The sequence below is a fragment of the Massilia suwonensis genome (assembly GCF_042655665.1).
In the GTDB taxonomy this organism is placed as follows: Bacteria; Pseudomonadota; Gammaproteobacteria; order Burkholderiales; family Burkholderiaceae_D; genus Telluria; species Telluria suwonensis.
The window spans coordinates 94,967-117,047 of sequence record NZ_JBHSMR010000012.1 but is presented as its reverse complement, the minus strand read 5'-3'; the positions used below and the strand labels follow the sequence as shown (position 1 = coordinate 117,047).

General features: G+C 67.0%; 21 protein-coding genes. 13 read left to right on the top strand and 8 right to left on the bottom strand.

Annotated features, from left to right (window positions below):
• Positions 1-4 precede the first annotated feature (4 nt).
• From mrdA to ACFPQ5_RS07725, 3 genes are read left to right on the top strand one after another with little or no spacing between them, the layout of a single operon-like run.
• Positions 5-2,041: a penicillin-binding protein 2 gene (gene mrdA, locus ACFPQ5_RS07735; protein ID WP_379753103.1), complete on the top strand. Its 2,037-nt coding sequence runs from the start codon at positions 5-7 to the stop codon at positions 2,039-2,041.
• A gap of 3 nt (positions 2,042-2,044) precedes the next feature.
• Positions 2,045-3,160 (top strand): rod shape-determining protein RodA, encoded by a 1,116-nt coding sequence (gene rodA, locus ACFPQ5_RS07730; RefSeq protein ID WP_379753100.1) that lies wholly within the window; start codon positions 2,045-2,047, stop codon positions 3,158-3,160.
• 13 nt (positions 3,161-3,173) lie between these two features.
• Positions 3,174-4,205 carry a septal ring lytic transglycosylase RlpA family protein gene (locus tag ACFPQ5_RS07725; RefSeq protein WP_379753097.1) on the top strand — a complete coding sequence of 344 codons (1,032 nt, stop codon included), beginning with the start codon at positions 3,174-3,176 and terminating at the stop codon, positions 4,203-4,205.
• 104 nt (positions 4,206-4,309) lie between these two features.
• Here ACFPQ5_RS07725 and ACFPQ5_RS07720 read toward each other — a convergent pair whose 3' ends face one another.
• The 7 genes from ACFPQ5_RS07720 to argS are packed head-to-tail and all read right to left on the bottom strand — an operon-like array spanning position 4,310 to position 10,511.
• Positions 4,310-5,035 carry an SPOR domain-containing protein gene (locus ACFPQ5_RS07720; RefSeq protein ID WP_379753094.1) on the bottom strand — a complete coding sequence of 242 codons (726 nt, stop codon included), beginning with the start codon at positions 5,033-5,035 and terminating at the stop codon, positions 4,310-4,312.
• Positions 5,036-5,051: 16 nt separating this feature from the next.
• Positions 5,052-5,777 (bottom strand): type III pantothenate kinase, encoded by a 726-nt coding sequence (locus ACFPQ5_RS07715; protein WP_379753091.1) that lies wholly within the window; start codon positions 5,775-5,777, stop codon positions 5,052-5,054.
• Entirely contained in the window at positions 5,778-6,548 is a 771-nt protein-coding gene (locus tag ACFPQ5_RS07710; RefSeq protein WP_379753088.1) for a biotin--[acetyl-CoA-carboxylase] ligase, read from the bottom strand.
• Positions 6,545-7,336, bottom strand: a complete 792-nt coding sequence (locus tag ACFPQ5_RS07705; RefSeq protein ID WP_379753085.1) for an SDR family oxidoreductase — start codon at positions 7,334-7,336, stop codon at positions 6,545-6,547. Before ACFPQ5_RS07705 ends, ACFPQ5_RS07710 begins: the two co-directional genes overlap by 4 nt.
• On the bottom strand, positions 7,333-8,013 hold the full coding sequence (locus ACFPQ5_RS07700; protein ID WP_379753082.1) for a thiol:disulfide interchange protein DsbA/DsbL: 681 nt from the start codon (positions 8,011-8,013) through the stop codon (positions 7,333-7,335). The genes ACFPQ5_RS07705 and ACFPQ5_RS07700 overlap by 4 nt, the downstream gene beginning before the upstream one ends.
• Before the next feature lie 22 nt (positions 8,014-8,035).
• Positions 8,036-8,755, bottom strand: coding sequence for an SPOR domain-containing protein (locus tag ACFPQ5_RS07695; protein ID WP_379753079.1), 720 nt, complete (start codon positions 8,753-8,755; stop codon positions 8,036-8,038).
• A gap of 10 nt (positions 8,756-8,765) precedes the next feature.
• Positions 8,766-10,511 (bottom strand): arginine--tRNA ligase, encoded by a 1,746-nt coding sequence (gene argS, locus ACFPQ5_RS07690; protein ID WP_379753076.1) that lies wholly within the window; start codon positions 10,509-10,511, stop codon positions 8,766-8,768.
• A 295-nt stretch (positions 10,512-10,806) separates the two neighbouring features.
• Between argS and rsmB the strand changes: the two genes are divergently transcribed.
• From rsmB to ACFPQ5_RS07650, 8 genes are all read left to right on the top strand, one after another.
• Positions 10,807-12,339, top strand: a complete 1,533-nt coding sequence (rsmB, locus tag ACFPQ5_RS07685; RefSeq protein ID WP_379753073.1) for a 16S rRNA (cytosine(967)-C(5))-methyltransferase RsmB — start codon at positions 10,807-10,809, stop codon at positions 12,337-12,339.
• A 44-nt stretch (positions 12,340-12,383) separates the two neighbouring features.
• A complete protein-coding gene (locus ACFPQ5_RS07680; RefSeq protein ID WP_136223136.1) occupies positions 12,384-12,947 on the top strand; it encodes a DUF4390 domain-containing protein in 564 nt (187 codons plus the stop codon).
• Positions 12,948-12,950: 3 nt separating this feature from the next.
• Positions 12,951-15,275 (top strand): sensor histidine kinase, encoded by a 2,325-nt coding sequence (locus ACFPQ5_RS07675; protein ID WP_379753069.1) that lies wholly within the window; start codon positions 12,951-12,953, stop codon positions 15,273-15,275.
• A gap of 61 nt (positions 15,276-15,336) precedes the next feature.
• Positions 15,337-16,059 (top strand): response regulator, encoded by a 723-nt coding sequence (locus ACFPQ5_RS07670; RefSeq protein WP_379753066.1) that lies wholly within the window; start codon positions 15,337-15,339, stop codon positions 16,057-16,059.
• Positions 16,060-16,111: 52 nt separating this feature from the next.
• Entirely contained in the window at positions 16,112-16,486 is a 375-nt protein-coding gene (locus ACFPQ5_RS07665) for a GTPase (protein ID WP_379753063.1), read from the top strand.
• A gap of 96 nt (positions 16,487-16,582) precedes the next feature.
• Positions 16,583-16,840, top strand: a complete 258-nt coding sequence (locus ACFPQ5_RS07660) for a BTH_I0359 family protein (RefSeq protein WP_027865841.1) — start codon at positions 16,583-16,585, stop codon at positions 16,838-16,840.
• 173 nt (positions 16,841-17,013) lie between these two features.
• A complete protein-coding gene (locus tag ACFPQ5_RS07655; protein ID WP_379753060.1) occupies positions 17,014-17,778 on the top strand; it encodes a class II glutamine amidotransferase in 765 nt (254 codons plus the stop codon).
• A gap of 121 nt (positions 17,779-17,899) precedes the next feature.
• Positions 17,900-19,174: an EAL and HDOD domain-containing protein gene (locus ACFPQ5_RS07650; RefSeq protein WP_379753057.1), complete on the top strand. Its 1,275-nt coding sequence runs from the start codon at positions 17,900-17,902 to the stop codon at positions 19,172-19,174.
• Between the two features lie 124 nt (positions 19,175-19,298).
• On the opposite strand, the gene ACFPQ5_RS07645 is transcribed toward ACFPQ5_RS07650, so the two are convergent.
• A complete protein-coding gene (locus ACFPQ5_RS07645; RefSeq protein WP_379753054.1) occupies positions 19,299-19,664 on the bottom strand; it encodes an SPW repeat protein in 366 nt (121 codons plus the stop codon).
• A gap of 110 nt (positions 19,665-19,774) precedes the next feature.
• On the opposite strand from ACFPQ5_RS07645, the gene ACFPQ5_RS07640 reads away from it, so the two are divergent.
• A complete protein-coding gene (locus tag ACFPQ5_RS07640) occupies positions 19,775-20,713 on the top strand; it encodes an ABC transporter ATP-binding protein (protein ID WP_379753052.1) in 939 nt (312 codons plus the stop codon).
• A gap of 1 nt (position 20,714) precedes the next feature.
• On the top strand, positions 20,715-22,001 hold the full coding sequence (locus ACFPQ5_RS07635; protein ID WP_379753049.1) for an ABC transporter permease: 1,287 nt from the start codon (positions 20,715-20,717) through the stop codon (positions 21,999-22,001).
• Positions 22,002-22,081: the final 80 nt, after the last annotated feature.

Here is a 22,081-nt window from a genome sequence, read left to right as displayed (position 1 = left end):
TGCGATGACCGAAATTAAAGATAGCGACCGCGAGATCCACCGCTTCCGCCTGCGCCTGACCGTGCTGGTGGGGCTGGTGTTCGTCTGCTTCGGCCTGCTGGTGGCGCGCTTCGTCTGGCTGCAGGTGATCCAGCACGACAAATACCACGCCCAGGCCGAGGACAACCGCATCGCGCTGGTGCCGATCGTGCCCAACCGCGGCCTGATCGTCGACCGCAACGGCGTCGTCCTGGCGCGTAACTACTCGGCCTACACGCTCGAGATCACGCCGTCGAAACTGCAGGCCAGCATGGACTCGGTGATCGACGAGCTGGCCAAGCTGGTAGCGATCGAACCGAAGGACCGCAAGCGCTTCAAGCGCCTGCTGGAAGAATCGCGCAGCTTCGCCAGCGTGCCGCTGCGCACCCGCCTCACCGACGACGAGGTGGCGCGCTTCACGGCGCAGCGCTTCCGCTTCCCCGGCGTGGAGGTGCAGGCGCGCCTGTTCCGCCAGTACCCGCTGGGCGAGGTCGCTTCGCACGTGGTCGGCTACATCGGCCGCATCAACCAGCGCGAGGCCGACGCCATCGGCGAGAGCGACGACGCCGCCAACTACAACGGCACGGAACACATCGGCAAGGAAGGCCTGGAGAAGAAGTACGAGCGCCAGCTGCACGGCACCACCGGCTACGAGGAAGTCGAGCGTTCTGCCGGCGGGCGTGCGATCCGCACGCTGTCGCGCCGTCCGCCCGTCCCGGGCAGCAACCTGATCCTGTCGATCGACATCGAACTGCAGAAGGTGGTCGAGGAAGCCTTCGGCGACCAGCGCGGCGCCTTTGTCGCCATCCAGCCCGAAACGGGCGACGTGCTGGCCTATGTCTCGCGTCCCGGCTTCGACCCCAACCTGTTCGTGGACGGCATCGACAGCCAGAGCTGGAACGAGCTCAATACCTCGCTCGACAAGCCGCTGATGAACCGTCCGCTGTCGGGCACCTATCCGCCGGGTTCGACTTTCAAACCCTTCATGTCGCTGGCGGCGCTCGAATACGGGCTGCGCCGGCCGTCGGATGCGATCCGTGATCCGGGCTTCTTCATGCTCGGCGGGCACCGCTTCAACGACGACAAGCCGGGCGGCCACGGCTACGTCGACATGTACCGCTCGATCGCCGAGTCCTGCGACACCTATTACTACCAGCTCGGCAACGAGATGGGCATCGACCGCCTGTCGGCCTTCATGCATCACTTCGGCTTCGGCGAGCCGACCGGCATCGATCTCGAGCACGAGAAGTCGGGCGTGCTGCCGTCCAAGGAATGGAAGGCGAACCGCTTCAAGCGCAACCGCGCGGCCCAGAAGTGGGTCGGCGGCGACACCATCTCGGTCTCGATCGGCCAGGGTTTTAATAATTACACCATGATCCAGCTGGCGCACGCGATCGCCAACCTGGCCAACAACGGCGTGGTTATGAAGCCGCACCTGGTGAAGCTGATCGAGGACGGCGCGACGCGCCAGCGTACGCTCACCGTGCCGAAGGAAAGCCGGCGCATTCCGCTCAAGCAGGAGAACATCGACTTCATCAAGAGCGCGATGGTCGGCGTGACCCAGGAAGCCTACGGCACCGGCCGCCGCGCCTTTGCCAACGCCGGCTATATCTCGGGCGGCAAGACCGGTACCGCGCAGGTGATCGGCCTGAAAGGGCAGAAGTACAACGCCCACGCGATCGACGAGCGCCACCGCGACAACGCGCTGTACACGGCCTTCGCGCCGGCCGACAAGCCGACCATCGCGATCGCGCTGGTGGTCGAGAACGCCGGCTTCGGCGCGGCTTCGGCGGCGCCGATCGCCAGGAAGGCGCTCGACTACTACCTGCTCGGCAAGCGCCCGCCGCCGCCCAAGACGGACGAGACCGCGCCCGGCGCGAAGCCGACCGTCACCGCTGCGCGCGCCGGCCAGGCACCGAAGGCCGCCGTGCCCGCTGCCGTCCCTCCCAAGGCCGCCGCAGCGCCCGCCGCCCCTGCCGCGGCAGCGTCCCCGCTGACCGCGCCGGTTCCCACCAAGGAGTAACAGATGGCCTATTATCCGGAGCGGCGTTCCCTCAGCCGCCGGCTGAAGCCGTATTTCACCGTCTTCGACTGGCCGCTCGCCATGGTCCTGTTCATGCTGCTGACCACGAGCGTGATCACGATGTCCTCGGCCGGCGCCGAATTCCCGGGCCGGGTCGAAGCGCAGATGCGCAACTTCCTGCTCGCCTTCGTCGTCATGTGGATCGCGGCCCTGATCCCGCCGCAGACGCTGATGCGCCTGGCGGTGCCCGTGTACACCTTCGGCGTCGCATTGCTGGTCGCGGTCGCCCTGTTCGGCATCATCAAGAAGGGCGCGCGGCGCTGGCTGCACGTGGGGGTCGACATCCAGCCCTCCGAGATACTGAAGATCGCCACCCCGCTGATGCTGGCCTGGTATTTCCAGAACCGGGCCAAGGTGGGGGAATGGAAGTCCTTCGTGGTGGGAGCGATCCTGCTGCTGATTCCGTTCACGCTGATCGCCAAGCAGCCCGACCTCGGCACCGCGCTGATGGTCGGCGCCTCCGGCTTCTATGTCCTGTTCCTGGCCGGCCTGTCGTGGAAAGTGATCGCCGGCCTCGCCGCCGCCGGCGCGGCCGGCATGCCGATCGCCTGGTCGATGCTGCACGACTACCAGCGCGAACGCGTGATGACCCTGATCGACCCGACCTCGGACCCGCTCGGCAAGGGCTTCCACATCATCCAGTCGACCATTGCGATCGGCTCGGGCGGCATCATGGGCAAAGGCTACGGCAAGGGGACCCAGGGCCAGCTCGAGTTCGTGCCCGAACAAACCACCGATTTCCTGTTCTCGGTCTATTCCGAAGAATTTGGACTGGTCGGCAACCTGATTCTTTTGGTAATCTATCTGCTGCTGATCGGCCGCGGCATGATGATCGCGGCGAACGCACCGAATCTGTTCTCGCGGCTGCTGGCCGGCGCGATCACGATGATTTTCTTCACGTATGCCTTTGTCAACATGGGCATGGTGAGCGGTATCCTCCCGGTGGTGGGTGTTCCGCTACCATTCATGAGCTATGGCGGCACCGCGTTCATCACGCTTGGCCTCGGCGCGGGCATATTGATGAGCATACAACGTCACCGGAAACTGGTGCAGACATAAAAAGGAGGGCGCAATGACCGCTCCGAGATTACTCCCGGCGGTCATCGCCCTCGCGGCCTTGATGACCGGATGCGGAACCACTGGCGAACACAAGCCACTGATTCCGCTGCCGTGGAAACACAAGGTCACGACCGAGCACGGCGACGTCGCGCTGCCGGCGGCCGGTTCCGGGCGCGGCGGCTATTACAAGGACGACGGCCCGGGCCGCAACATCCCGCCCGGCCTGGAGCTGGTGCCCGACGCCGTCGTGCGCGCCGAGCCCTACGCGAAATGGGCGAACCGCCCGTATTCCGTGTTCGGCCAGACCTACAATCCCATCCTGCACGAAGAACCCTTCAGCCAGCGCGGCGTGGCCAGCTGGTACGGCGTGAAATTCCACGGCCAGCGCACCTCCTCGGGCGAGCCCTACGACATGTACAAGATGACGGCCGCGCATCCGACGCTGCCGATTCCCTCGTATGCCCGCATCACCAGCATCGCCACCGGCAAGACGGTGGTCGTGCGCATCAACGACCGCGGTCCCTTCCACGCCAGCCGCATCGTCGACGTCTCGTACACGGCGGCCTTGAAACTTGGCTTGCTGGGCAAGGGCAGCCACGAGGTCGAGATCGAACGCCTGTTCCCGAACGATCCGGCGCGCGAAGCGACCATCCGCCGCGCCGCCGTCTCGAAGACGCAGGCGCTCGAGGTGACGCCGGCGCCGCCGGACATCGCGGCGCTAATGCTGGACGACCGGGTGCAGATCGACAGCGCGGCAGCGGTGAAGCCGACGCCGGTCCAGGGCCTCAGCACCGCGACGGCCGCCGCCGGCTTCTGGCTGCAGCTGGGCGCCTACAGCCGCGCCGAGAAGGCGCAGGACAAGGCGCAGGAGATGAGCCGCCAGCTGGCGGACGCGGGGGTGTCGGTGGGCAGCCTCGAGGTGGCGCCGGCGGGTTCGGTGCACCGCTTGTATGGCGGGCCGTTCGAGACGCGGGCGGAGGCGCAGCAGGCGGCGAAATCGCTGCCGTCGGGGCTGGGCTTGAAGCCGATCGTCGTCAAGCGCTAGGGTTTATCGGCGTGCGTTGACGCGTGGAGTCAGGACTCCACCCTACGAATATCGGTTTACGTAGGGTGGAGTCCTGACTCCACGCGTACGTGTTTATGCAAACCTTAGCGGCAAATATGTAAAACGGCCGCCGGCATCCCGCGTCCGGCCTCGACGATCTGGTTGCGGATCGCCGCATCGATGTCCCGGAAACGATACGCGAAACGCTGCGACTGCGGCCCGCGCGGCAGCACGCGTACGCCTGCCACGCCGAGCTTCGTCAAACGCGCCGCCTCGCTGCGCGCCGCCGTTTCGGTCTTGAACACGCCCAGCGAAATCGCCCACTTCAGCGGCGAGTCTCCCTGCATCACGAAGGAATTGGTCACGCCGCGCTCGCGCAGCTCCGCGGTGCGGCGGTCGGCGCCTTCCTTGCCGTTCGCCGGCGGAAGGTAGACCAGGTGGCTGGTCACTTCCTGGAAGGGCACCGTCAGGCGGGTCTGGCGCGCGCCCAGGTCCAGGCGCGCCAGGCGCGTCTCGAAGCGGCGGGCGTCGCCGGCTGCGAAGGCATCGGTCTCGACGCACGCCACGGCGGGGGAGGGCGGCACGGCGGCGACCGGTACGGCGGCAGGCGCCGGCGCCGGCGTTTCGCTCTCCTCTTCGGCAGGCGCCGCCGCTTCCGCGATCGCCTGCGCCTGCGCGCCGGAAAGCAGCACCAGCTTGTCGGCGGCCAGCTGGTTGCGCAGGCGCGCCGGCTCGTGCGTCTCGGCCTCGAAGGAACCGAGCAAGCCGCGGCCATAGGCGAACAGCAGCGCGTTCGCGCACAGCAAAGCCCAGAAAACGAATCTCAGCAAGTCCGATCTCCCATTCTCAATCCGTCAGCGCCACCGCATGCAGGCCGACCAGCACGATATTATCGGCCAGGCGGTGGCCGCACTTGAGCGCCGGCGCGATATACGGCGCGGCGCCGCCCGAGAGGATGCACAGCGCGTCCCCATGGCTTGCTACCGCGCGCTCGATCGCGCCGGCCTGGGCCGACAGGCAGCCGGAGACGATCGCGTCGTTCGTATTGTCGGCGAACAGCGGCGGCGGTGCCGCACCTGGCGTCGCCTGCGGCAGCTGCGCCGTGTTCTTCGCCAGCGCGCCGGCCATCAATGCGAGGCCCGGCAGGATCATGCCGCCGATGAAGCGGCCCTCTGCGGTAATGGCGTCGACCGTGGTCGCCGTGCCGCAGGTGGCCACTACCAGCGGCTGATTCGGCGCCAGCGCACGCGCGCCGATCGCGGCGGCAAAGCGGTCGCAGCCCAGGCGCTGCGGCTCGCGGTAGCCGTTCACCAGGCCGGCGCGCGCGGCGCTGGACGCGAACCACTCGGTATCGATGGTCCCGAGCAGGGCAGACAGGCGCGCGCGCAGCTCGGCGCCGGCCACGTTAGATACGAGGGCCCGCGTGACGCCGCGGTCTTGCCAGGCGGCGCCGGCGGCGTCGAGGTCTGCATGCAGGGCCGCGCCCAGCTCACTCCATTCGCCGGCCGCCGCACCGGGCGCCGCCAGCGCCCATTTCACCCGCGTGTTGCCGGCATCGATCAACAACAGCATTTACTCGGCACCTTTCACGCGCAGCGACACGTCGCCGGCCAGCACCGTGATGCGGCCCTCAGGCGTGTCGAGCAGCAGGCGGCCGGCGTCGTCCACGCCGGCGGCGCTGCCTTCGTGCAGCACGGTCCCGCCATCGAGTACCGTCACCGTCTCGCCCTGCCAGGCATGGCGCAGGTTCCAGCGCGCGGCAAAGGCGGCGAAACCGGCGCGTTCGAATTCGCGCAGCGCGCCTGCCAGGCCGTCGAGCAGGGCTGCCATGAGCTCGTCGCGGTCCATGCGCGCCAGCCAGGGCAGGGAGGCCACACTGCGCCCGATCTGCGCCTCGAGTTCGTCGGGCATCAGGAGGTTCAGGCCGATGCCGATCACGGCCCAGACGCCGCCCTGGGACGCCGCTTGCGTCTCGATCAGGATGCCGGCCAGTTTATCTCCGTCGCGCAGCACGTCGTTCGGCCACTTGAGGCCGACCTGCACGCCCAGGCGCTCCAGGGTGTCGGCCAGTGCCACGCCGATCGCCAGCGGCAGCCCGGTCAGGCGCGGCAGGCCGCCCGCGAAGTGCCAGGCCAGCGAGAAGGTCAGCGAGCCTTCGCTCGAGGACAGCCAGCTGCGGCCGGCGCGGCCGCGGCCGGCGGTCTGCTGGCGGGCGACCAGCAGCAGCGGCCCCGAAAGGGTAGCGGCGCGCGCCAGCAGGTCGGCGTTGGTCGAGCCGGTCTCCTCGACCACTTCGACGGCAACGCCGGACTGCGACAGCGCGGCGATGGCGGCGGGGTTCATGCGGCCTCCTTGCGGTGCTTGGTCGGCGCATGTGCGAACACGCGGTCGAAGACGACATTGGGCAGGGCGCGCAGCAGCTTGGCAGCGGCGCCCATTTGCCAGGGCAGGACGCGGTAGCTGTCGCCGCGCGCAATGGCACGCGCAGCCTGGGCCGCGAAACGCTCGGCCGGCATCAGGAAAGGCATGGGGAAACGGTTATTGCGGGTCATGGGTGTATCGATATAACCGGGGGCGATGGTCACCACCCGGATCTTGGTCGCGTGCAGTTCGAGGCGCAGCGATTCGCAGTAGGCGTGCACCGCGGCTTTCGAGGCGCAATAGGCGCCGGCGCCGCGCATGCCGCGCACGCCCGCCACGCTGCCGATCGCGACCAGGCGGCAGGGCGTGCCCTGCGCCTTCATGGACGCGACGAAAGGCGCGAAGGTAGCGACGGTGGCTGTCACGTTGGTGGCGAACACGCTCTCGAACACGGCCAGGTCCTCAAGCCGCTCGGTGAGCGTGCCGTGCGAGATGCCGGCGCTGGCGATGACGATGTCGGCGCCGCCGTGGGCGGCCATGAAGTCGGCGGCGGCTGCCGCCAGCGCGGCGTGGTCGAGGACGTCCAGCGCATAGCTGCGGTGGCGTTCAGGATGGGGGAGGGAGGCGATCAGGCCAGTCAATGCGTCGCCGCGCCGTGCAAGCAGGCCAAGGCTGGCGCCGCGCGCGGCATACTCGCGCGCCAGGGCTGCGCCGATACCGCTCGAAGCGCCGGTGATGAAGACCCGGCCGGCTTCGGCCGCACCGGTCATTTCTTGTCCGCTTTGGCTTTGTCGACCAGTGCGTCCATCACCTGCAGCGCCACCTTCTGCTGATCGATTTCGGTCTGCGCCGGCGAGCCTTCCGGGTTCGCCATCGACGGCGAGGTGATGAAGCGGCCGTCGATCGCGACCATCGGCCAGTGGTCGACGCGGTACTCGTTCATCATGGCGCCGGCGCGGCGCGCCTTAGCCTGCACGCCGAAGGAGTTGTAGGCGTCGGTGAAGCGGGCGCGGTCGATGCCGGACTTCGCGGCCCAGTCGATCACTTCCTGGTCGTTGGCGAAGCGCACGCCCTGCTCGTGCATGGCGGCGAAGGCCTTGGTGTGGTACTGGCCGACCAGGCCGAGCGCGTCGAGCGCGTAGAACAGGCGCTGCTGCGGCAGCACGCGTGCGCCGCCGGCCACGTGCACGCGCTTGAACACGATGTTGTTGCCCTGCTTTTTCACCCAGTCGGCCAGCAGCGGCTCGAACACGTTGCAGTGCGGGCAGTAATAAGCGAAGAACTCGATGACTTCCACTGGTTTACCGGCCGGGGTGTCCAGCTTTTGCGGCAGCACGTTGTAGTGCACGCCTTCCTTCGGAGCCACGGGACCCGCGGGGGCGGCGGAAACGACACCGCTCAGGGTCAGCAGGGCGGCGGTGCACAGCAGGCGGCGGAGCATGTTCATCAAGCGTTTTCCTTATCGTTGCTTATCGTTGATTGCGGACGATCGCGACATCGATGCCGCTGTCGAGCAGTTTGGCGCGTGCCTTGTTCACGGCTTCGACCTGGTTGAACGGGCCCAAACGCACGCGGTGCAGGGTGCCGCTGTCGCTGGCGCGGTCGCTGATCGCGGCTTCGAAGCCGAGCAGGGCCAGCTTGGCGCGGGTGGCTTCGGCGTCCGACATGTCGCGGAAGGCGCCGGCTTGCAGATAGTAGATGTATTTGTCGTCGGCGCCCGCGGCCGACGCGGCCGGCGCTGCCGGTGCACCCGCAGGAGCCGCAGCCGGCGCTGCCGCCGGTGCCCTGGCCGGTTTCGGCTCGCTGGCCGCCGTCATGCCGGCGATCGCCTGGCCGAGCGGATCGGATTCGGTCGCGGCGGCCGGTGCCGGAGCAGGTGCCGCTGCCGGCGCCGGCGCCGGTGCCGCGGCTGCCTCCGCCTTCTTTGCTTCGCGCTCGGCCAGCTGCTTGGCCGCCTCGCGCGCGGCGTCGCGGTTGCCGTACATCGGCTTGTTCGGATCGTTGGCCTGGCTCGGTTCGAGATCGGCCGGACGGCCCATCTTGTTCGAGCGGTCGGTGAAGGGCGAGGCGCCCTTGGTGATCATCAGCGCGACCGCCACCGCGATACCCAGCCCGATGATCAGGCCGATGATGATGCCGGTCAGGGTGCTGCCGCGCTGGCGGGAAGGAAAACGTAAGGTGGCGGTCATGATCTCTTGATTATGCTTGCGGTTCGTCTTGCGCCGGGGCGCGTTCCATCTTGTTCGGCGCCGAGACGCCGATCAGGGCCAGGCCGTTGCGCAGCACCTGGCGGGTGGCCGTGGCCAGGGCCAGGCGCGCCAGCTTGAGCGGCTCGTCGTCGTCGAGCAGCCATTTATGGGCGAAGTAGTAGCTGTGCAGCTCGCCGGCCAGTTCGCGCAGGTAGAAGGCGACCTGGTGCGGGCCGAGTTCGGCCTGGGCGCGCTGCAGCATTTCCGGATACGCGGCCAGCTTCGACAGCAGGCCGGCTTCGTGCGGCGTGGTCAAAGGCGACAGGTCGACATTGGCCAGCGACGCTTCGTCGCCGCCCCAGTTGGCCAGGGCCGAGCAGATGCGCGCGTGGGCGTACTGCACATAATAAACCGGGTTTTCATCCGAAGTCTTCAGGGCGACGTCGACGTCGAACACGAATTCGGTATCGGCCTTGCGCGAGATGAGGAAGAAGCGCACGGCGTCGCGGCCGCGCGTGATGTCGCCATTGCCCGACCATTCGATCAGGTCGCGCACCGTCACGTAGGAACCGGCACGCTTCGAAATCTTGACTTCTTCGCCGTCCTTCATGACGGTGACCATCTTGTGCAGCACGTAGTCGGGATAGCCCTGCGGGATGCCGATGTTCACGGCCTGCAGGCCGGCGCGCACGCGCGCGATGGTGCCGTGGTGGTCGCTGCCCTGGATGTTGATCGCCTGGTCGAAGCCGCGGCGGAACTTCTGCATGTGGTAAGCGACGTCTGGCACGAAGTAGGTGTAGGTGCCGTCGGACTTGCGCATCACGCGGTCCTTGTCGTCGCCGTAGTCCGTGGTCTTGAGCCACAGGGCGCCGTCCTGCTCGTAGGTGACGCCGGCGTCGATCAGAGCTTGCACCGCCTGTTCGACCTTGCCGTCGGCGTAGAGCGAGGACTCGAGGTAGTAATTGTCGAACTTGACGCCGAAGGCCTGCAGGTCCTGGTCCTGCTCGTTGCGCAGGTAGGCGACCGCGAAGCGGCGGATCGATTCGATGTCGTCGGCGTTGCCGCTGCCGGTGGCGGGTTCGCCATCGCTGGCGGAGACGGTTTTACCGGCCAGGAAGTCGGCGGCGATGTCGGCGATGTAGTCGCCGTTGTAGGCCGACTCGGGCCACTCGGCGTCGCCCGGCTTGAAGCCGCGGGCGCGTGCCTGCACCGAATTGGCCAGCGTGGCGATCTGCACGCCGGCGTCGTTGTAGTAGAACTCGCGCGTGACCTGGTGGCCCTGGGCTTCGAACAGGGAAGACAAGGCGTCGCCCAGCGCGGCCTGGCGGCCGTGGCCGACGTGCAGCGGGCCGGTCGGGTTGGCCGAGACGAATTCGATGATGGCGTGGTGGCCGTCGCCCGAGGTGCCGCGGCCGAAGGCCTCGCCCTGCTCGAGGATGGTGCGCACCACCGACTGCTTGGCGCTGGCGGCCACGCGCAGGTTGATGAAGCCCGGGCCGGCGATCTCGAGCGATTCGATGATGCTGGCCGCCTGCGGGTCGGCCTGCAGGGCGGCGACCAGGCGCGTGGCCAGTTCGCGCGGATTGGTCTTCAGGGGCTTGGCCAGCTGCATGGCGATGTTGCAGGCGACGTCGCCGTGGCTTGGATCGCGCGGGCGTTCCAGGACGATGTTGGGAGTCAGATCGGTGCCGGCGACGATCGGCGCAAGGGCGGCCTGGAAGAGGGCAACGATCTCTTGTTTTTGTTGGGCGAGCATAATTGAGTCGATAAGTTCGGTAAGGCGGTGGCGCGGCCACGGCAGACTGATTCATTATACTGGTTTGCTGCAATGCCGAATACGGGCCTGGCCGCCACAGCCCCCCGGCGGTTTAGAGCGCCTGACAAAATTGCCAGGGCAAGGCGCAGCGCCGCATCGGCGGACCGCGAAGACAGTACGAGCGTACGGCGAGGCGCTGCAACGCCGCCATGGCGATTTTGTCAGGTGCTCTCTTTAAGCGCGACCAAAGGCGGAGCCGGTACAATGCGGGTCTTTCCCGTATTGACCCGCCATCATGACCGACAAGCGCCCGACGCTCACCATCAAGCCCAAGGCTGCCAGCGGCAAGCCCGCAGCCAAGCCCGCCAATCCGGCCGCGCAGTACGCCCGGCCGAAGCCGGCGGGCCAGCCGGCGAAGGTCGAGAGAAAGCCTGAAGCCAAGCCGGCGCCAGCCGCACCGCGCAGGCCCGCGGCGCCGCGCCCGAGCTACGAGGTCAAACCCCAGTTCCAGCAGGCCTACCGCCCGGACCTGCCGGCCGATTCGCTGGCCCTGGCCATGCTGGGCGCGGCCAGCGCTGTGGCCCAGGTGCGGAACGGCACCGCGCTGCCGCAGGCCTTGTCGAACGTGTTCGCCGCCTATGAAGTCACGCCCCAGGGCCGTGGCGCGATCCAGGACCTGGCCTACCGCAGCATGCGCGGCCTCGGGCGTGCCGAAACCCTGCTCGGCCTGATGACGACCAAGGCGCCGGACGTGCCGATGCTGGTCGGCCTGATCGAATGCGCGCTGGTGCTGCTCGATCCGCCGGAAGGGGAGCAGGCCGCCTACGAGCCCTTCACGGTGGTCGACCAGGCGGTGACGGCGGCCAGCCGCCACCCCGATTTTGCCCATGCGAAGGCGATGGTGAACGCCGTGCTGCGCCGTTTCCTGCGCGAGCGCGAGACCCTCGTCGCCACCGCCATCAAGCAGCCGCTGGCGCGCTGGAATTATCCGCAATGGTGGATCGACGCCACCAAGGCGGCCTATCCGCGCGACTGGGAAGCGATCCTCGCGGCCGGCAACCGCCATCCGCCGCTGACCCTGCGCGTCAACACCCGCAAGACGAGCGTCGAAGACTACCTGCGCCGCCTGGAAGAGGCGGGCTTCCAGGCCGACCGGATCGGCCCGAGCGCGCTGCGCCTGAAGCAGGCGACGAATGTGTCGCAGATTCCGGGTTTCCACGACGGCCTGGTCTCGGTGCAGGACGCCGGCGCCCAGCTCGCCGCGCCCCTGCTGGGCCTGGAGCCGGGCATGCGCGTGCTCGACGCCTGCGCGGCGCCGGGCGGCAAGAGCGGCCATATCCTGGAGCTGGCCGATGTCGAGCTGACCGCGGTCGATGCCGACCCGCAGCGCCTGGCGCGCGTGGGCGACAACCTGGGCCGGCTGGGCTTATCAAGCACCCTGGTGGCGGCCGAAGCACAGACCCAGGACTGGTGGGATGGCCGTCAATTCGACCGCATCCTGGCCGACGTGCCGTGCACGGCTTCGGGCATCGTGCGGCGCCACCCGGACATCCGCTGGCTGCGCCGCAAGACCGACACGCGCCAACTTACAACACTTTCCAGTGAGATACTCGACAATCTTTGGCAGATGCTGCGGGCCGATGGTAAATTGCTGTTTGTGACATGTTCGCTCTGGCCCCAGGAATCGGAGGCGCAGGCCGCCGCGTTTGCGGCACGCCATGCTGACGCCGTCCGCCTCGATGCGCCAGGGCAGCTGCTTCCCTCGAGCGGCGCCGGGCTCGATCATGACGGACTGTTCTACGCCCTGTTCCACAAGAAGGCGGCGTAACGTTTCCGCACCATCCGTTCAATTTATTCAGGTTCCGGCCCTCTGTGACTTTACGATTCTTTCGCCTCCTCGCCTGCCAGCTCCTGCTGGTCTTCGCGTGCGCAACGGCGCAGGCGGCCGACGGGATCGACATCACGCTGGCGAAGATCGAGGCGTCCGACGAAGGCTACCGTCTCGCCGCCAATTACTCGTTCGACCTGAACCGCGACCTGGAAGACGCCCTGCAGCACGGCGTCAAACTGTACTTCACCACCGAGATCGAACTGACGCGCCCGCGCTGGTACTGGCGCGACGACCGCGCCGTCTCGACCAAGCGCACGGTGAGCATTTCCTACGACGTGCTGCTGCGGCAGTATTATGTGTCGATGGGCGGCAGCGTCCAGCAGACTTACCAGACCCTGGACGAAGCCATGTTCCAGATCCGGCGTCCCGCGCGCTGGCTGATTGCGCCGAAAGGGGCGCTCAAGCACGGCGAGACCTATGAGGTCACGCTGCGCATGTACATGAACCGCGACCTGCTGCAAAAGCCGCTGCAGGTGAACGCGTTCAGCAATTCGGACTGGCACCTGGCCTCGAACCGGAAGACCTTCAATTACCGTGCGGAGTAAGGCGTGAACCAGGCCATGCGCTATGCGCTGGTAGTCGGCGGGGCGGTCGTCTCGATCCTGCTGTTCCTGCTTGCCTCGGCCTCGGACAACTCCGGCTTCTTCGACCGTTATTATTCCTGGCTGCTCGGCCTGAACGCGACGATCGCGTTCCTGCTGCTGATCCTCGTCGTCGTCGCCCTCGGCCGCCTGTATTCGCGTTATAAGGCGGGCCGCTTCGGTTCGCGCCTGATGGCGAGACTCGTGCTGCTGTTCGCCGGCATCGGCATCCTGCCCGGCCTGATCATCTTCATGGTGTCGGTGCAGTTCGTCTCGCATTCGATCGAGTCCTGGTTCGACGTCAAGATCGAGGCCGCGCTGCAGTCCGGCCTGAACCTGGGCCACGCCGCGCTCGACGAGTCGCTGGCCGAACTCTCGGCCAAGGGCCAGACGGTGGCCGCGACCCTGTCCGGCCAGGACGATACCGGCGCCCAGATGACCCTGTCGCAGCTGGTGTCCGATACCGAAGGCATGCAGAGCGCGCTGCTGCTCGACGCCAACGGCAAGCTGGTCGCCAGTGCCAGCGAAGACCGGCGCGCTGATCTCACCGCCGACCTGCCGAATCCGCAGATGGTGCGCCAGGCCGCCATGCCCGGCGGTTACGCGCGCGCCGAGGGCGGGATCGAACTCGACTTCCGCGAGAATGCGGCGAACGGCGCGAATGGCGCGAACGACTCCAACGCGCTCGACGCCGCTACCAGCCTGCGCCTGCGCGCGGTGCTGGCCGTGCCCGAGCCGCCCGGCGCCGCGCCGCGCTACCTGCAGCTGATGCAGACGGTGCCGGTCAACCTGGCGTCGAATGCCGAGGTGCTGCGAAGCGCGTTTTCCGAATACCAGCAGCGCTCGGTCGCGCGCGACGGCCTGCGCCGCATGTACATCGAGACCCTGACATTGACCCTGCTGCTGGCGATCTTCGGCGCCATCGGCAGCGCGGTCCTGATCGCGGGGAACCTGGCCCAGCCGCTACTGGTGCTGGCCGAGGGCACGCAGGCGGTGGCCGAGGGCGACCTTTCTCCGCGTCCGATCGTCGAGACCAGCGACGAACTGGGCACGCTGACCCAGTCCTTCAATGCCATGACCGGCCAGCTGTTCGAGGCGAGAAGCGCCGTCGAGCGCAACCGCGCGGCCCTGCAAAGCGCCAAGGCCCACCTGGAATCGGTGCTGGCGAATATGTCGGCCGGCGTGCTGGTGCTGGACGCCGAAGGGACAGTCGTCAATTCGAACGAGGCCGCCTGCCGCATCCTGCAGATGGAACAATGCCACCTGAACGGGCCGCTCTCGAAGATCGAAGGCCTCGAGACCTTTGCCGTCGCCGTCACCCGCGCCTTCTCGGCCCAGAGCGCGCAGTCGGCCGCCGGCACCGCGCGCCAGCGCACCCACTGGCAGCAGCAGATCGAGATTCCTCGCCGCAGTAGTGGCAGCGGCGGCGGCAACGGCGCAGCGGACGACCACGACACCACCTTGCTGGCGCGCGGCTCGCGCCTGCCGGTCGGCGTGGGCAGCGGCTTCATCGTCGTGTTCGACGATATCTCGGACGTGATCTCGGCCCAGCGCTCGGTGGCCTGGGGCGAGGTCGCGCGGCGCCTGGCGCACGAGATCAAGAACCCGCTGACCCCGATCCAGCTGTCGGCCGAACGCCTGCAGATGAAGCTGGAAGACAAGCTGGAAGCGCCCGACGCCGCGCTGCTGGCGCGCGCCACGACCACCATCGTCAACCAGGTCGACGCCATGAAGCGCATGGTCGACGACTTCCGCGACTATGCGCGCACGCCGCCGGCAGTGCTCGAGCCGCTCGACCTGAATGCGCTGATCGAAGAAATCCTGACCTTGTACCTGGCCGAGGACGCGTCCGACATCATCCACGCCAGCCTGACGCCGAACCTGCCGAAGGTGATGGGCGACCCGACCCAGCTGCGCCAGGTGATCCACAACCTGCTGCAGAACGCCCAGGACGCGCTGGCCGACCGCGGCCTCGACGTGCACCAGCCGCGCATCGACGTCGCCACCGAGATCATCCGCTATACCGGCGCCGACGGCACGGCGGGGGAGGCGGTGCGCCTGGCCATCCTCGACAACGGCCCCGGTTTCGCACCGAAGATCCTGGCGCGGGCCTTCGAACCCTATGTCACCTCGAAGGCGCGCGGCACCGGCCTGGGCCTGCCGATGGTGAAAAAGATCATCGACGAGCACGGTGGACGCATTGATGTTCAGAACCGTCCGGACGGAAGTGGCGCGTCAGTATTCATTTTGCTGTTAAAGTTAGCACAAGAGGCGAACTTGGCCGAAGCGTAAAACGGGAATAGAATCACGACTCGAATACAACTGTTAACTCGGGTGGAGACGGAAGGCAACGATGGCGAACATACTCGTAGTTGATGATGAAATGGGCATCCGCGAGCTGCTCTCGGAAATCCTGGGAGACGAAGGCCACGCAATCACGCTGGCCGAAAATGCGCAGCAGGCACGCGAAGCGCGTGCCGCCGGGGCGCCCGACCTGGTCCTGCTCGACATCTGGATGCCCGATACCGACGGCGTCACCCTGCTCAAGGAGTGGCAGCGCGACGGCTTGCTGACCATGCCCGTCATCATGATGTCGGGCCACGCCACCATCGATACCGCCGTCGAAGCCACCCGCATCGGCGCCCTGAACTTCCTGGAAAAGCCGATCGCCCTGCAGAAACTGCTGAAAGCGGTGCAGCAAGGCCTGACCCGGGCCCAGGAAGTGGCGCGCGCGCCGGTGCCGCCGCCGCGTCCGGTCATGCCGGCTCCGGTGGCCGAAGCGCCGCCCGTGAGCAACCCGATGTTCGCAGCCCAGCCCGCACCGGCGCCGCTCAATGGCGCCCGCGTGGGCGTGGTCGGGCATGGCGAAACCCAGGGCTATACGCTGTCCTTCGACCTGCCGCTGCGCGAAGCGCGCGATGCCTTCGAGCGCATGTATTTCGAACACCATCTCGGCCGCGAAGGCGGCAGCATGACGCGCGTGGCCGAAAAGACCGGCCTCGAGCGCACCCACCTGTACCGCAAGCTGAAGCAGCTCGGCGTCGAACCGGGCAAGCTCGGCAAGCGCGGCGGATAAGTTTTTCCCTCGCCAGCCCGTTCGGGCTGGCCCCTTCCCATCAGGCTCTTCTTTGCGTCATCCGATTCCTACGGTACTGGTCACCGGGCCCTCCGCGGCCCTGCGCGAAGCGGCCATTGCCGACGCCTTGCACGACCTCGCTACGCCCCGTAGCGACACGGTTGCCGTGATCCTGGAAGGCCTCTCGGATGGCAGTCCGACGCTGGAAATTTCCGAGAAAATCCTGATCTCGCGCATCGCACCCGGTTGCCTGTGCTGCGCGGGAAATCTCGTCATGCGTGTTACATTAAATCGTCTGCTGCGCCAGCGGCCGGCGCGCCTGTTCATCGGCGTGGCCGACACGGCGCACCTGGACCAGTTGCGATCATGGTTGAGCAGCGCACCATACGATCAGCTGTTGGCCCTCACGCCCGACCTGCACTCTTGAAATTGCTTGGGCGAGCCCCACCTCTTCACTGAAGTCGAAGCCAGTCGCCCGCCGCCGCGCGGCTGCTCAGACACTTGATCGAGAGAAGGAGTCATCATGAACATGATCTATAACAGCGAACAGTACAGCGTGGTCGAATTTGGCGTCGATCGCGACCTCGAAGCCCTGCGCTTCGGCGGTTACGAGATCGTCGACAAGGCCGGCCGTCGCGAAGCGTTCATCGGCGGCAAACTGGCACAATCGTTCCGCCGCGACGTTAACAACCTCATCGCAAGCGAGCCGACCATGGAAGAAATCGACGATTTCCTCGGCTCCTACGACACGCTGATGAGCCAGCCGGTCGTGCTGCACTAAGCAGCCCGCCATCCAGCTGGAGAATGCCCCACAGACGGCCAGGGACATAACGGGATGCAGGCACCGGGAAAGACCGGTGCCGCGTTCGCCCTGCGCCTCGCAGCATCTTTGCATCACATCTTGAAACAATCGGCCGTTACGGCCTACCCAGGCCACATGGTAAGCTCTTCACCATGTGCCAACTCCTCGCAATGAACTGCAATGTCCCTACCGACATTGTGTTCTCCTTTACCGGCTTTGCCCATCGCGGCGGCCGCACCGACACCCACCACGACGGCTGGGGCATCGCCTTCTTCGAAGGCGCCGGCGTGCGCCATTTCGTCGACCACCAGGCCGCCATTGCGTCGCCCATTGCCGAACTGATCAAGCGTTACCCGATCAAGTCGACCAACGTCATCGCTCATATCCGCAAGGCCACGCAAGGGCAGGTCGCGCTCGAAAACTGCCATCCTTTCGTGCGCGAACTGTGGGGCCGCTACTGGGTGTTCGCCCACAACGGCGACCTCAAGGAGTTCCATCCGCATCTCGACGGCGCCTTCCGCCCCGTCGGCAACACCGACAGCGAGCGCGCCTTCTGCTTCCTGCTGCAGGAACTGCGCCGCCGCTTCGGCGATACGCCGCCCGCACTGCCGGCCCTGCGCGCGGTGCTGGGCGAACTGGTACGCAGTGTCTCGGATCACGGCACCTTCAACATGATGCTGTCGGACGGCACGGCCCTGTTCGCGCACTGCTCGACCAAGCTCAGCTACGTGGTGCGCCAGTATCCCTTCGTCACCGCCTGCCTGTCCGACGAAGACCTGTCGGTCGACTTTTCCCAGGTCACCACGCCCAACGACCGGGTCGCCATCATCGTCACCGAACCGCTGACGACCAACGAAACCTGGACCGCGTTCGCGCCGGGCGAGTTACTGGTCTTCGTCGACGGTGCGCCAATTTGATTCGATTTGCGGCATGAAGTTGTATTTTCTGTATCATTTTTTAAGAAAAATAATGCCGAAAATCCACTAATTGCCGAGAATGCGGTAGAGTGAACAGCTTGAACCTGACCACGCGACCGCGATGACCGATACCGCCAGCCTAGACCAGGCATCCCAGCCTTTGCAGCTGCGACATTTCTACCTTGCGCGCCAGCCGCTGTTGGACCGCAACCAGGCTCTGTTTGGTTACGAACTGCTGTTCCGCAATACCCCGAACAACAGCGCCGACATCGATTCCGACCTCTCGGCCACGGCCGGCGTGCTGGCCCACGCGGCCCAGCTCGGCCTGCCGCGCGCGGTGGGCGACGCCACCGCCTTCCTGAACATCGACAGCGAAGCCCTGATGAGCGATATCTTCGCTTTCCTGCCGCGCGAGCGCACGGTGCTCGAGCTGGTGGGCTCGGTGGAGGCCACCGAGCCTATCTTGTGGCGCCTGGCGGAACTGGCCGGCCACGGCTTCAAGTTCGCTGCCGAGGCCAGCGTCCACGGCAGCCGCCTGGGCCGCCTGCTGCCGCTGCTCGACTACGTGAAGGTCAACCTGCGCGCGATGCCGGTGGTGACGATGCTGTCGCTGGTGCCGCGCCTGCGTGGAACCGGTAAACGCCTGATCGCCGAGAAGGTCGAGAGCCAGGCCGAATACCGCACCTGCCTCGACCTCGGTTTCGATTACTTCCAGGGCTTTTATTTCGCCCGTCCCTCGGTGATCGCCGGGCGCAAGCTGTCGCCTTCGCAGCTGGCCGTGCTGGACCTGATGAACCTGGTCGTCTCGGACGCCGACAATGCCGTGATCGAACGCGCGATCAAGCGCGACGTGACTTTATCGATCAACCTGCTGCGCATCGTGAACACGCCGGCGGCCGGCCTGCGCCAGCGCATCGATTCGCTCGGCCAGACCCTGGTCGTGCTCGGCCGGCGCCAGCTGCAGCGCTGGCTGCAGATCATGCTGTATGCCGAGCCGGGCACGCGCGGCCACACGCAAACGCCGCTGCTGATGCTGGCCAGTACCCGCGCGCGCCTGATGGAGCTGCTGGCCGAACGCCTGCGCCCGGGCCAGCGCCACGTCGCCGACATGGCCTTCACGGTCGGCATCATGTCGCTGATGGATACGCTGTTCTGCGTGCCGATGGACGACCTGGTCGAACAGATCCCGGTGAGCGAGGAAGTGGCGAACGCGCTGCTCAAGCGCAGCGGCTTCTTCGGCGAACTGCTGCGCCTGGCCGAATCCTTCGAGCGGATGGAAGAGGGCGAGGACGTGATGCCGGCCCTGAACCAGCTGGCCGACAGCGGCGACGACCTGGTCGAACTCGAGATGGCGGCTTTCGAGTGGTCCGGCCAGGTCGTACGCAGCGCGCTGTGAGCGTGTGAAAAATCCTCCAGGGCGGCGTTGCATCGTTTCGCCGTACTAGCGTACTGTCTTTAACGATGCGCCTTGCCCTGGAGTTTTTTCACACGCTCACGAACACTGGAAGAAAAGGCCGCGATCACGTGCCGGCCCACTGCTGGTGCAGCTCGGGGTCGGTGCGCAGTTCCCACATGCCGAGCACGATCGTGGCGAGGCCGACCACCAGCATGCTGGCGCTCATCGCCGTGTCGCGCATGACGTTCACCAGCCAGGGCGAGACGGCGACCCAGATGCCGAGGATGATGTTCAGGAATACCGCCCAGGCATAGGTTTTATAGAGGTCGAAGGCGGCGAGGGCGGCCATGATGGCGCCCGCGATGGTGGCGTTGACGGCCGGTTGGGAATCGCTCGGGTAACCCATCACCCAGGGCGAGACGATGAGCCAGATGGCGAGCAGCAGGATGCCCTGGTCCTGCCAGCGCCGGGTCGAGAGGTGCATAGCCATGATGCGCTCCTTGCAGTATGTGCGGGACGAGGTCCCGAGAATTAGGCAACACCGCAGACAAGAAAGTTCGGGCGGCACAGCACCGCCACGAATAAACATTTGGGGGTGACATGAACGTGCTGCTGGAAGCATCGAATCTGGCGAAATCCTATGGCGCGCGGCGTGCCGTCGACGGCGTCTCGTTCCAGGTCAAGGCCGGGCAGACGCTCGGCCTGATCGGTCCCAACGGCGCCGGCAAGTCGACCACGGTCGGCATGCTGTGCGGCCTGCTGGCGCCCGACGCCGGCAGCGTGCGCGTGCGTGGCGAGCAGCTCGGGCCGGGGGCGAGCGAGGCCAAGCGCCGCATCGGCCTGGTGCCGCAGGACCTGGCGCTCTACGAGGAACTGCCGGCGATCGAAAACCTGATGCTGTTCGGCGCGCTGTACGGCGTGCCGCGCGCACTGCAGCGCGAACGCGCCCAGCGCGTGCTGGAACAGGTCAACCTGCAGGACCGCGCGCGCGACAAGCCGTCGACCTTCTCGGGCGGCATGAAGCGGCGCCTGAACATCGGCGCGGCCCTGATGCATGCGCCCGAGCTGCTGGTGCTGGACGAACCGACCGTCGGCGTCGATCCGCAGAGCCGCAACGCCATCTTCGACATCCTCGAGCGCCTGCGCGATGAAGGCTGCGCGCTGGTCTACACCAGCCACTACATGGAAGAAGTCGAGCGCCTGGCCGACCAGATCGTCGTCATCGACGGCGGCCGCGTGCTGGCCGACGATACCCCGGCGGGCCTGCAGCGGCGCCTGCCTTCGCAGGCCGCCTTGCAGGTCGAGCTGGCCGGCGAGCCGGAGCCGAGCCTGCTCGAAGGCCTGCGCGCGATGGCCGGCGTGACGGATGTCCGGCTCGACGGCCTGCGGCTCGCGATCGGGCTGAAGGATGCGCACGACGCCTTGCCCGTGATGGGCTGGCTCGAACGCTCGGGCTGCCAGGCGCTGGGCTTCGCGACCAACCGCACCCGCCTCGAAGACATCTTCCTCCACCTCACCGGACGCAGCCTGCGCGACTGACATGACCGCCTTCCTCGCCCTGGTCCGCAAGGACTTGTACCTGTTCCTGCACGACCGCCGCGCGCTGCTCATGAGCCTGGCGCTGCCGATCGTGATCGCCTCCTTCTTCGGCTTCCTGTTCGGCGGCGGAGAAAAGCAGGGCAGCGCGATCGAGATCGCGCTGGTGCTGAACGATTCCAGCAAGGCCGCGAGCGACGTCGCGGCCGGTTTGAAGGGCGATGCCAGCCTCGCCGTGGCGCAGATGAACATGGACGAAGCGCGCCAGGCCGTCCGCACCGGCAAGCGCAAGGCGGCGATCGTGATCCCGGCCGGCTTCGGCAATGCGGCCGGGCAGGCGCTGTTCGGCGCCGGCGACAAGCCGGAAATCGCCTTGCTCTACGACCCGTCGCAACCAGCCGTGCTGTCGATGGTGAAGGGCATGCTGACCCAGCAGGTGATGCAGGTGGTCTCCGGCGAGATGTTCGGCGGGCCGGGCGGGCGCGAAGTCAACGAGCGCAACCTGCACGCCCTCGAAGCGCGGCCGCAGGACGCCGAGACGGCGGCCCTGCGCGGCGTGCTGGAAAGCGTGATCACCTACCAGTCGCTGCCGGCGAAGGACGAGCAGGCCGGCGCCGCCAAGGCCGGGCTGACGATGCCGTTCACGACGCGCGACGAGGCGCTCGCTTCAGGCAGCGGCAACGGCCCGCAGGGCTACAATCCCTTCGCGCATGCCTTTGCCGGCATGGGCGTGCAGTTCCTGCTCTTCATGGGCATCGAGATGGGCACGGCCCTGCTGCATGCCCGTCATAGCGGCGTCTGGAACCGCCTGCTGGCGGCGCCGGTCTCGCTTTCGACCCTGCTGCTGGCGCGCGCCGCGTCGAGCGCGCTGATCGCCTTCGCCATCCTGTGCCTGATCTTCCTGTTCGCGGTGCTGGTGTTCGGCGTGCACATCTCGAGCTTTGGCGGCTTTGCCGGCATCGCCCTGTGCTTCGCGCTGGTCACGGCCAGCTTCGGCGTGCTGGTCGCCGCCTTTGGCAAGACGCCGGAAGTGGCGCGCAAGATGGCAATGTTCGCGACCCTGCTGATGGTGATGATCGGCGGCGCCTGGGTGCCCTCCTTCATGTTCCCGGCCTGGCTGCAGCAGGCTTCGCTGGCGATGCCGACGCGCTGGGCGGTGGAGGGTTTCGACGCCGTCACCTGGCGCGGCATGGACATGAGTGCCGTGCTGCCGGCGATGGGAGCGCAGCTGGGATTTGCGCTGCTGTTCGCGGCGCTGGCCGTGTGGCGGTTCAGGAAGATGGAAGGGTAGATCGATGTGTGGTGGGCACGGGGCGCCCACCCTACAAGACGACAGAGCCGTAGGGTGGGCGGCCCGTGCCCACCATTCGC

Coding starts and splice junctions, on each gene's coding strand:
- argS (WP_379753076.1), bottom strand. CDS start 10,511: ATGCTCGCCCAACAAAAACAAGAGATCGTTGCCCTCTTCCAGGCCGCC.
- rodA (WP_379753100.1), top strand. CDS start 2,045: ATGGCCTATTATCCGGAGCGGCGTTCCCTCAGCCGCCGGCTGAAGCCG.
- ACFPQ5_RS07700 (WP_379753082.1), bottom strand. CDS start 8,013: ATGAACATGCTCCGCCGCCTGCTGTGCACCGCCGCCCTGCTGACCCTG.
- ACFPQ5_RS07640 (WP_379753052.1), top strand. CDS start 19,775: ATGAACGTGCTGCTGGAAGCATCGAATCTGGCGAAATCCTATGGCGCG.
- ACFPQ5_RS07725 (WP_379753097.1), top strand. CDS start 3,174: ATGACCGCTCCGAGATTACTCCCGGCGGTCATCGCCCTCGCGGCCTTG.
- ACFPQ5_RS07660 (WP_027865841.1), top strand. CDS start 16,583: ATGAACATGATCTATAACAGCGAACAGTACAGCGTGGTCGAATTTGGC.
- rsmB (WP_379753073.1), top strand. CDS start 10,807: ATGACCGACAAGCGCCCGACGCTCACCATCAAGCCCAAGGCTGCCAGC.
- ACFPQ5_RS07715 (WP_379753091.1), bottom strand. CDS start 5,777: ATGCTGTTGTTGATCGATGCCGGCAACACGCGGGTGAAATGGGCGCTG.
- ACFPQ5_RS07695 (WP_379753079.1), bottom strand. CDS start 8,755: ATGACCGCCACCTTACGTTTTCCTTCCCGCCAGCGCGGCAGCACCCTG.
- ACFPQ5_RS07710 (WP_379753088.1), bottom strand. CDS start 6,548: ATGAACCCCGCCGCCATCGCCGCGCTGTCGCAGTCCGGCGTTGCCGTC.
- ACFPQ5_RS07645 (WP_379753054.1), bottom strand. CDS start 19,664: ATGGCTATGCACCTCTCGACCCGGCGCTGGCAGGACCAGGGCATCCTG.
- ACFPQ5_RS07650 (WP_379753057.1), top strand. CDS start 17,900: ATGACCGATACCGCCAGCCTAGACCAGGCATCCCAGCCTTTGCAGCTG.
- ACFPQ5_RS07655 (WP_379753060.1), top strand. CDS start 17,014: ATGTGCCAACTCCTCGCAATGAACTGCAATGTCCCTACCGACATTGTG.
- ACFPQ5_RS07670 (WP_379753066.1), top strand. CDS start 15,337: ATGGCGAACATACTCGTAGTTGATGATGAAATGGGCATCCGCGAGCTG.
- ACFPQ5_RS07705 (WP_379753085.1), bottom strand. CDS start 7,336: ATGACCGGTGCGGCCGAAGCCGGCCGGGTCTTCATCACCGGCGCTTCG.
- mrdA (WP_379753103.1), top strand. CDS start 5: ATGACCGAAATTAAAGATAGCGACCGCGAGATCCACCGCTTCCGCCTG.
- ACFPQ5_RS07635 (WP_379753049.1), top strand. CDS start 20,715: ATGACCGCCTTCCTCGCCCTGGTCCGCAAGGACTTGTACCTGTTCCTG.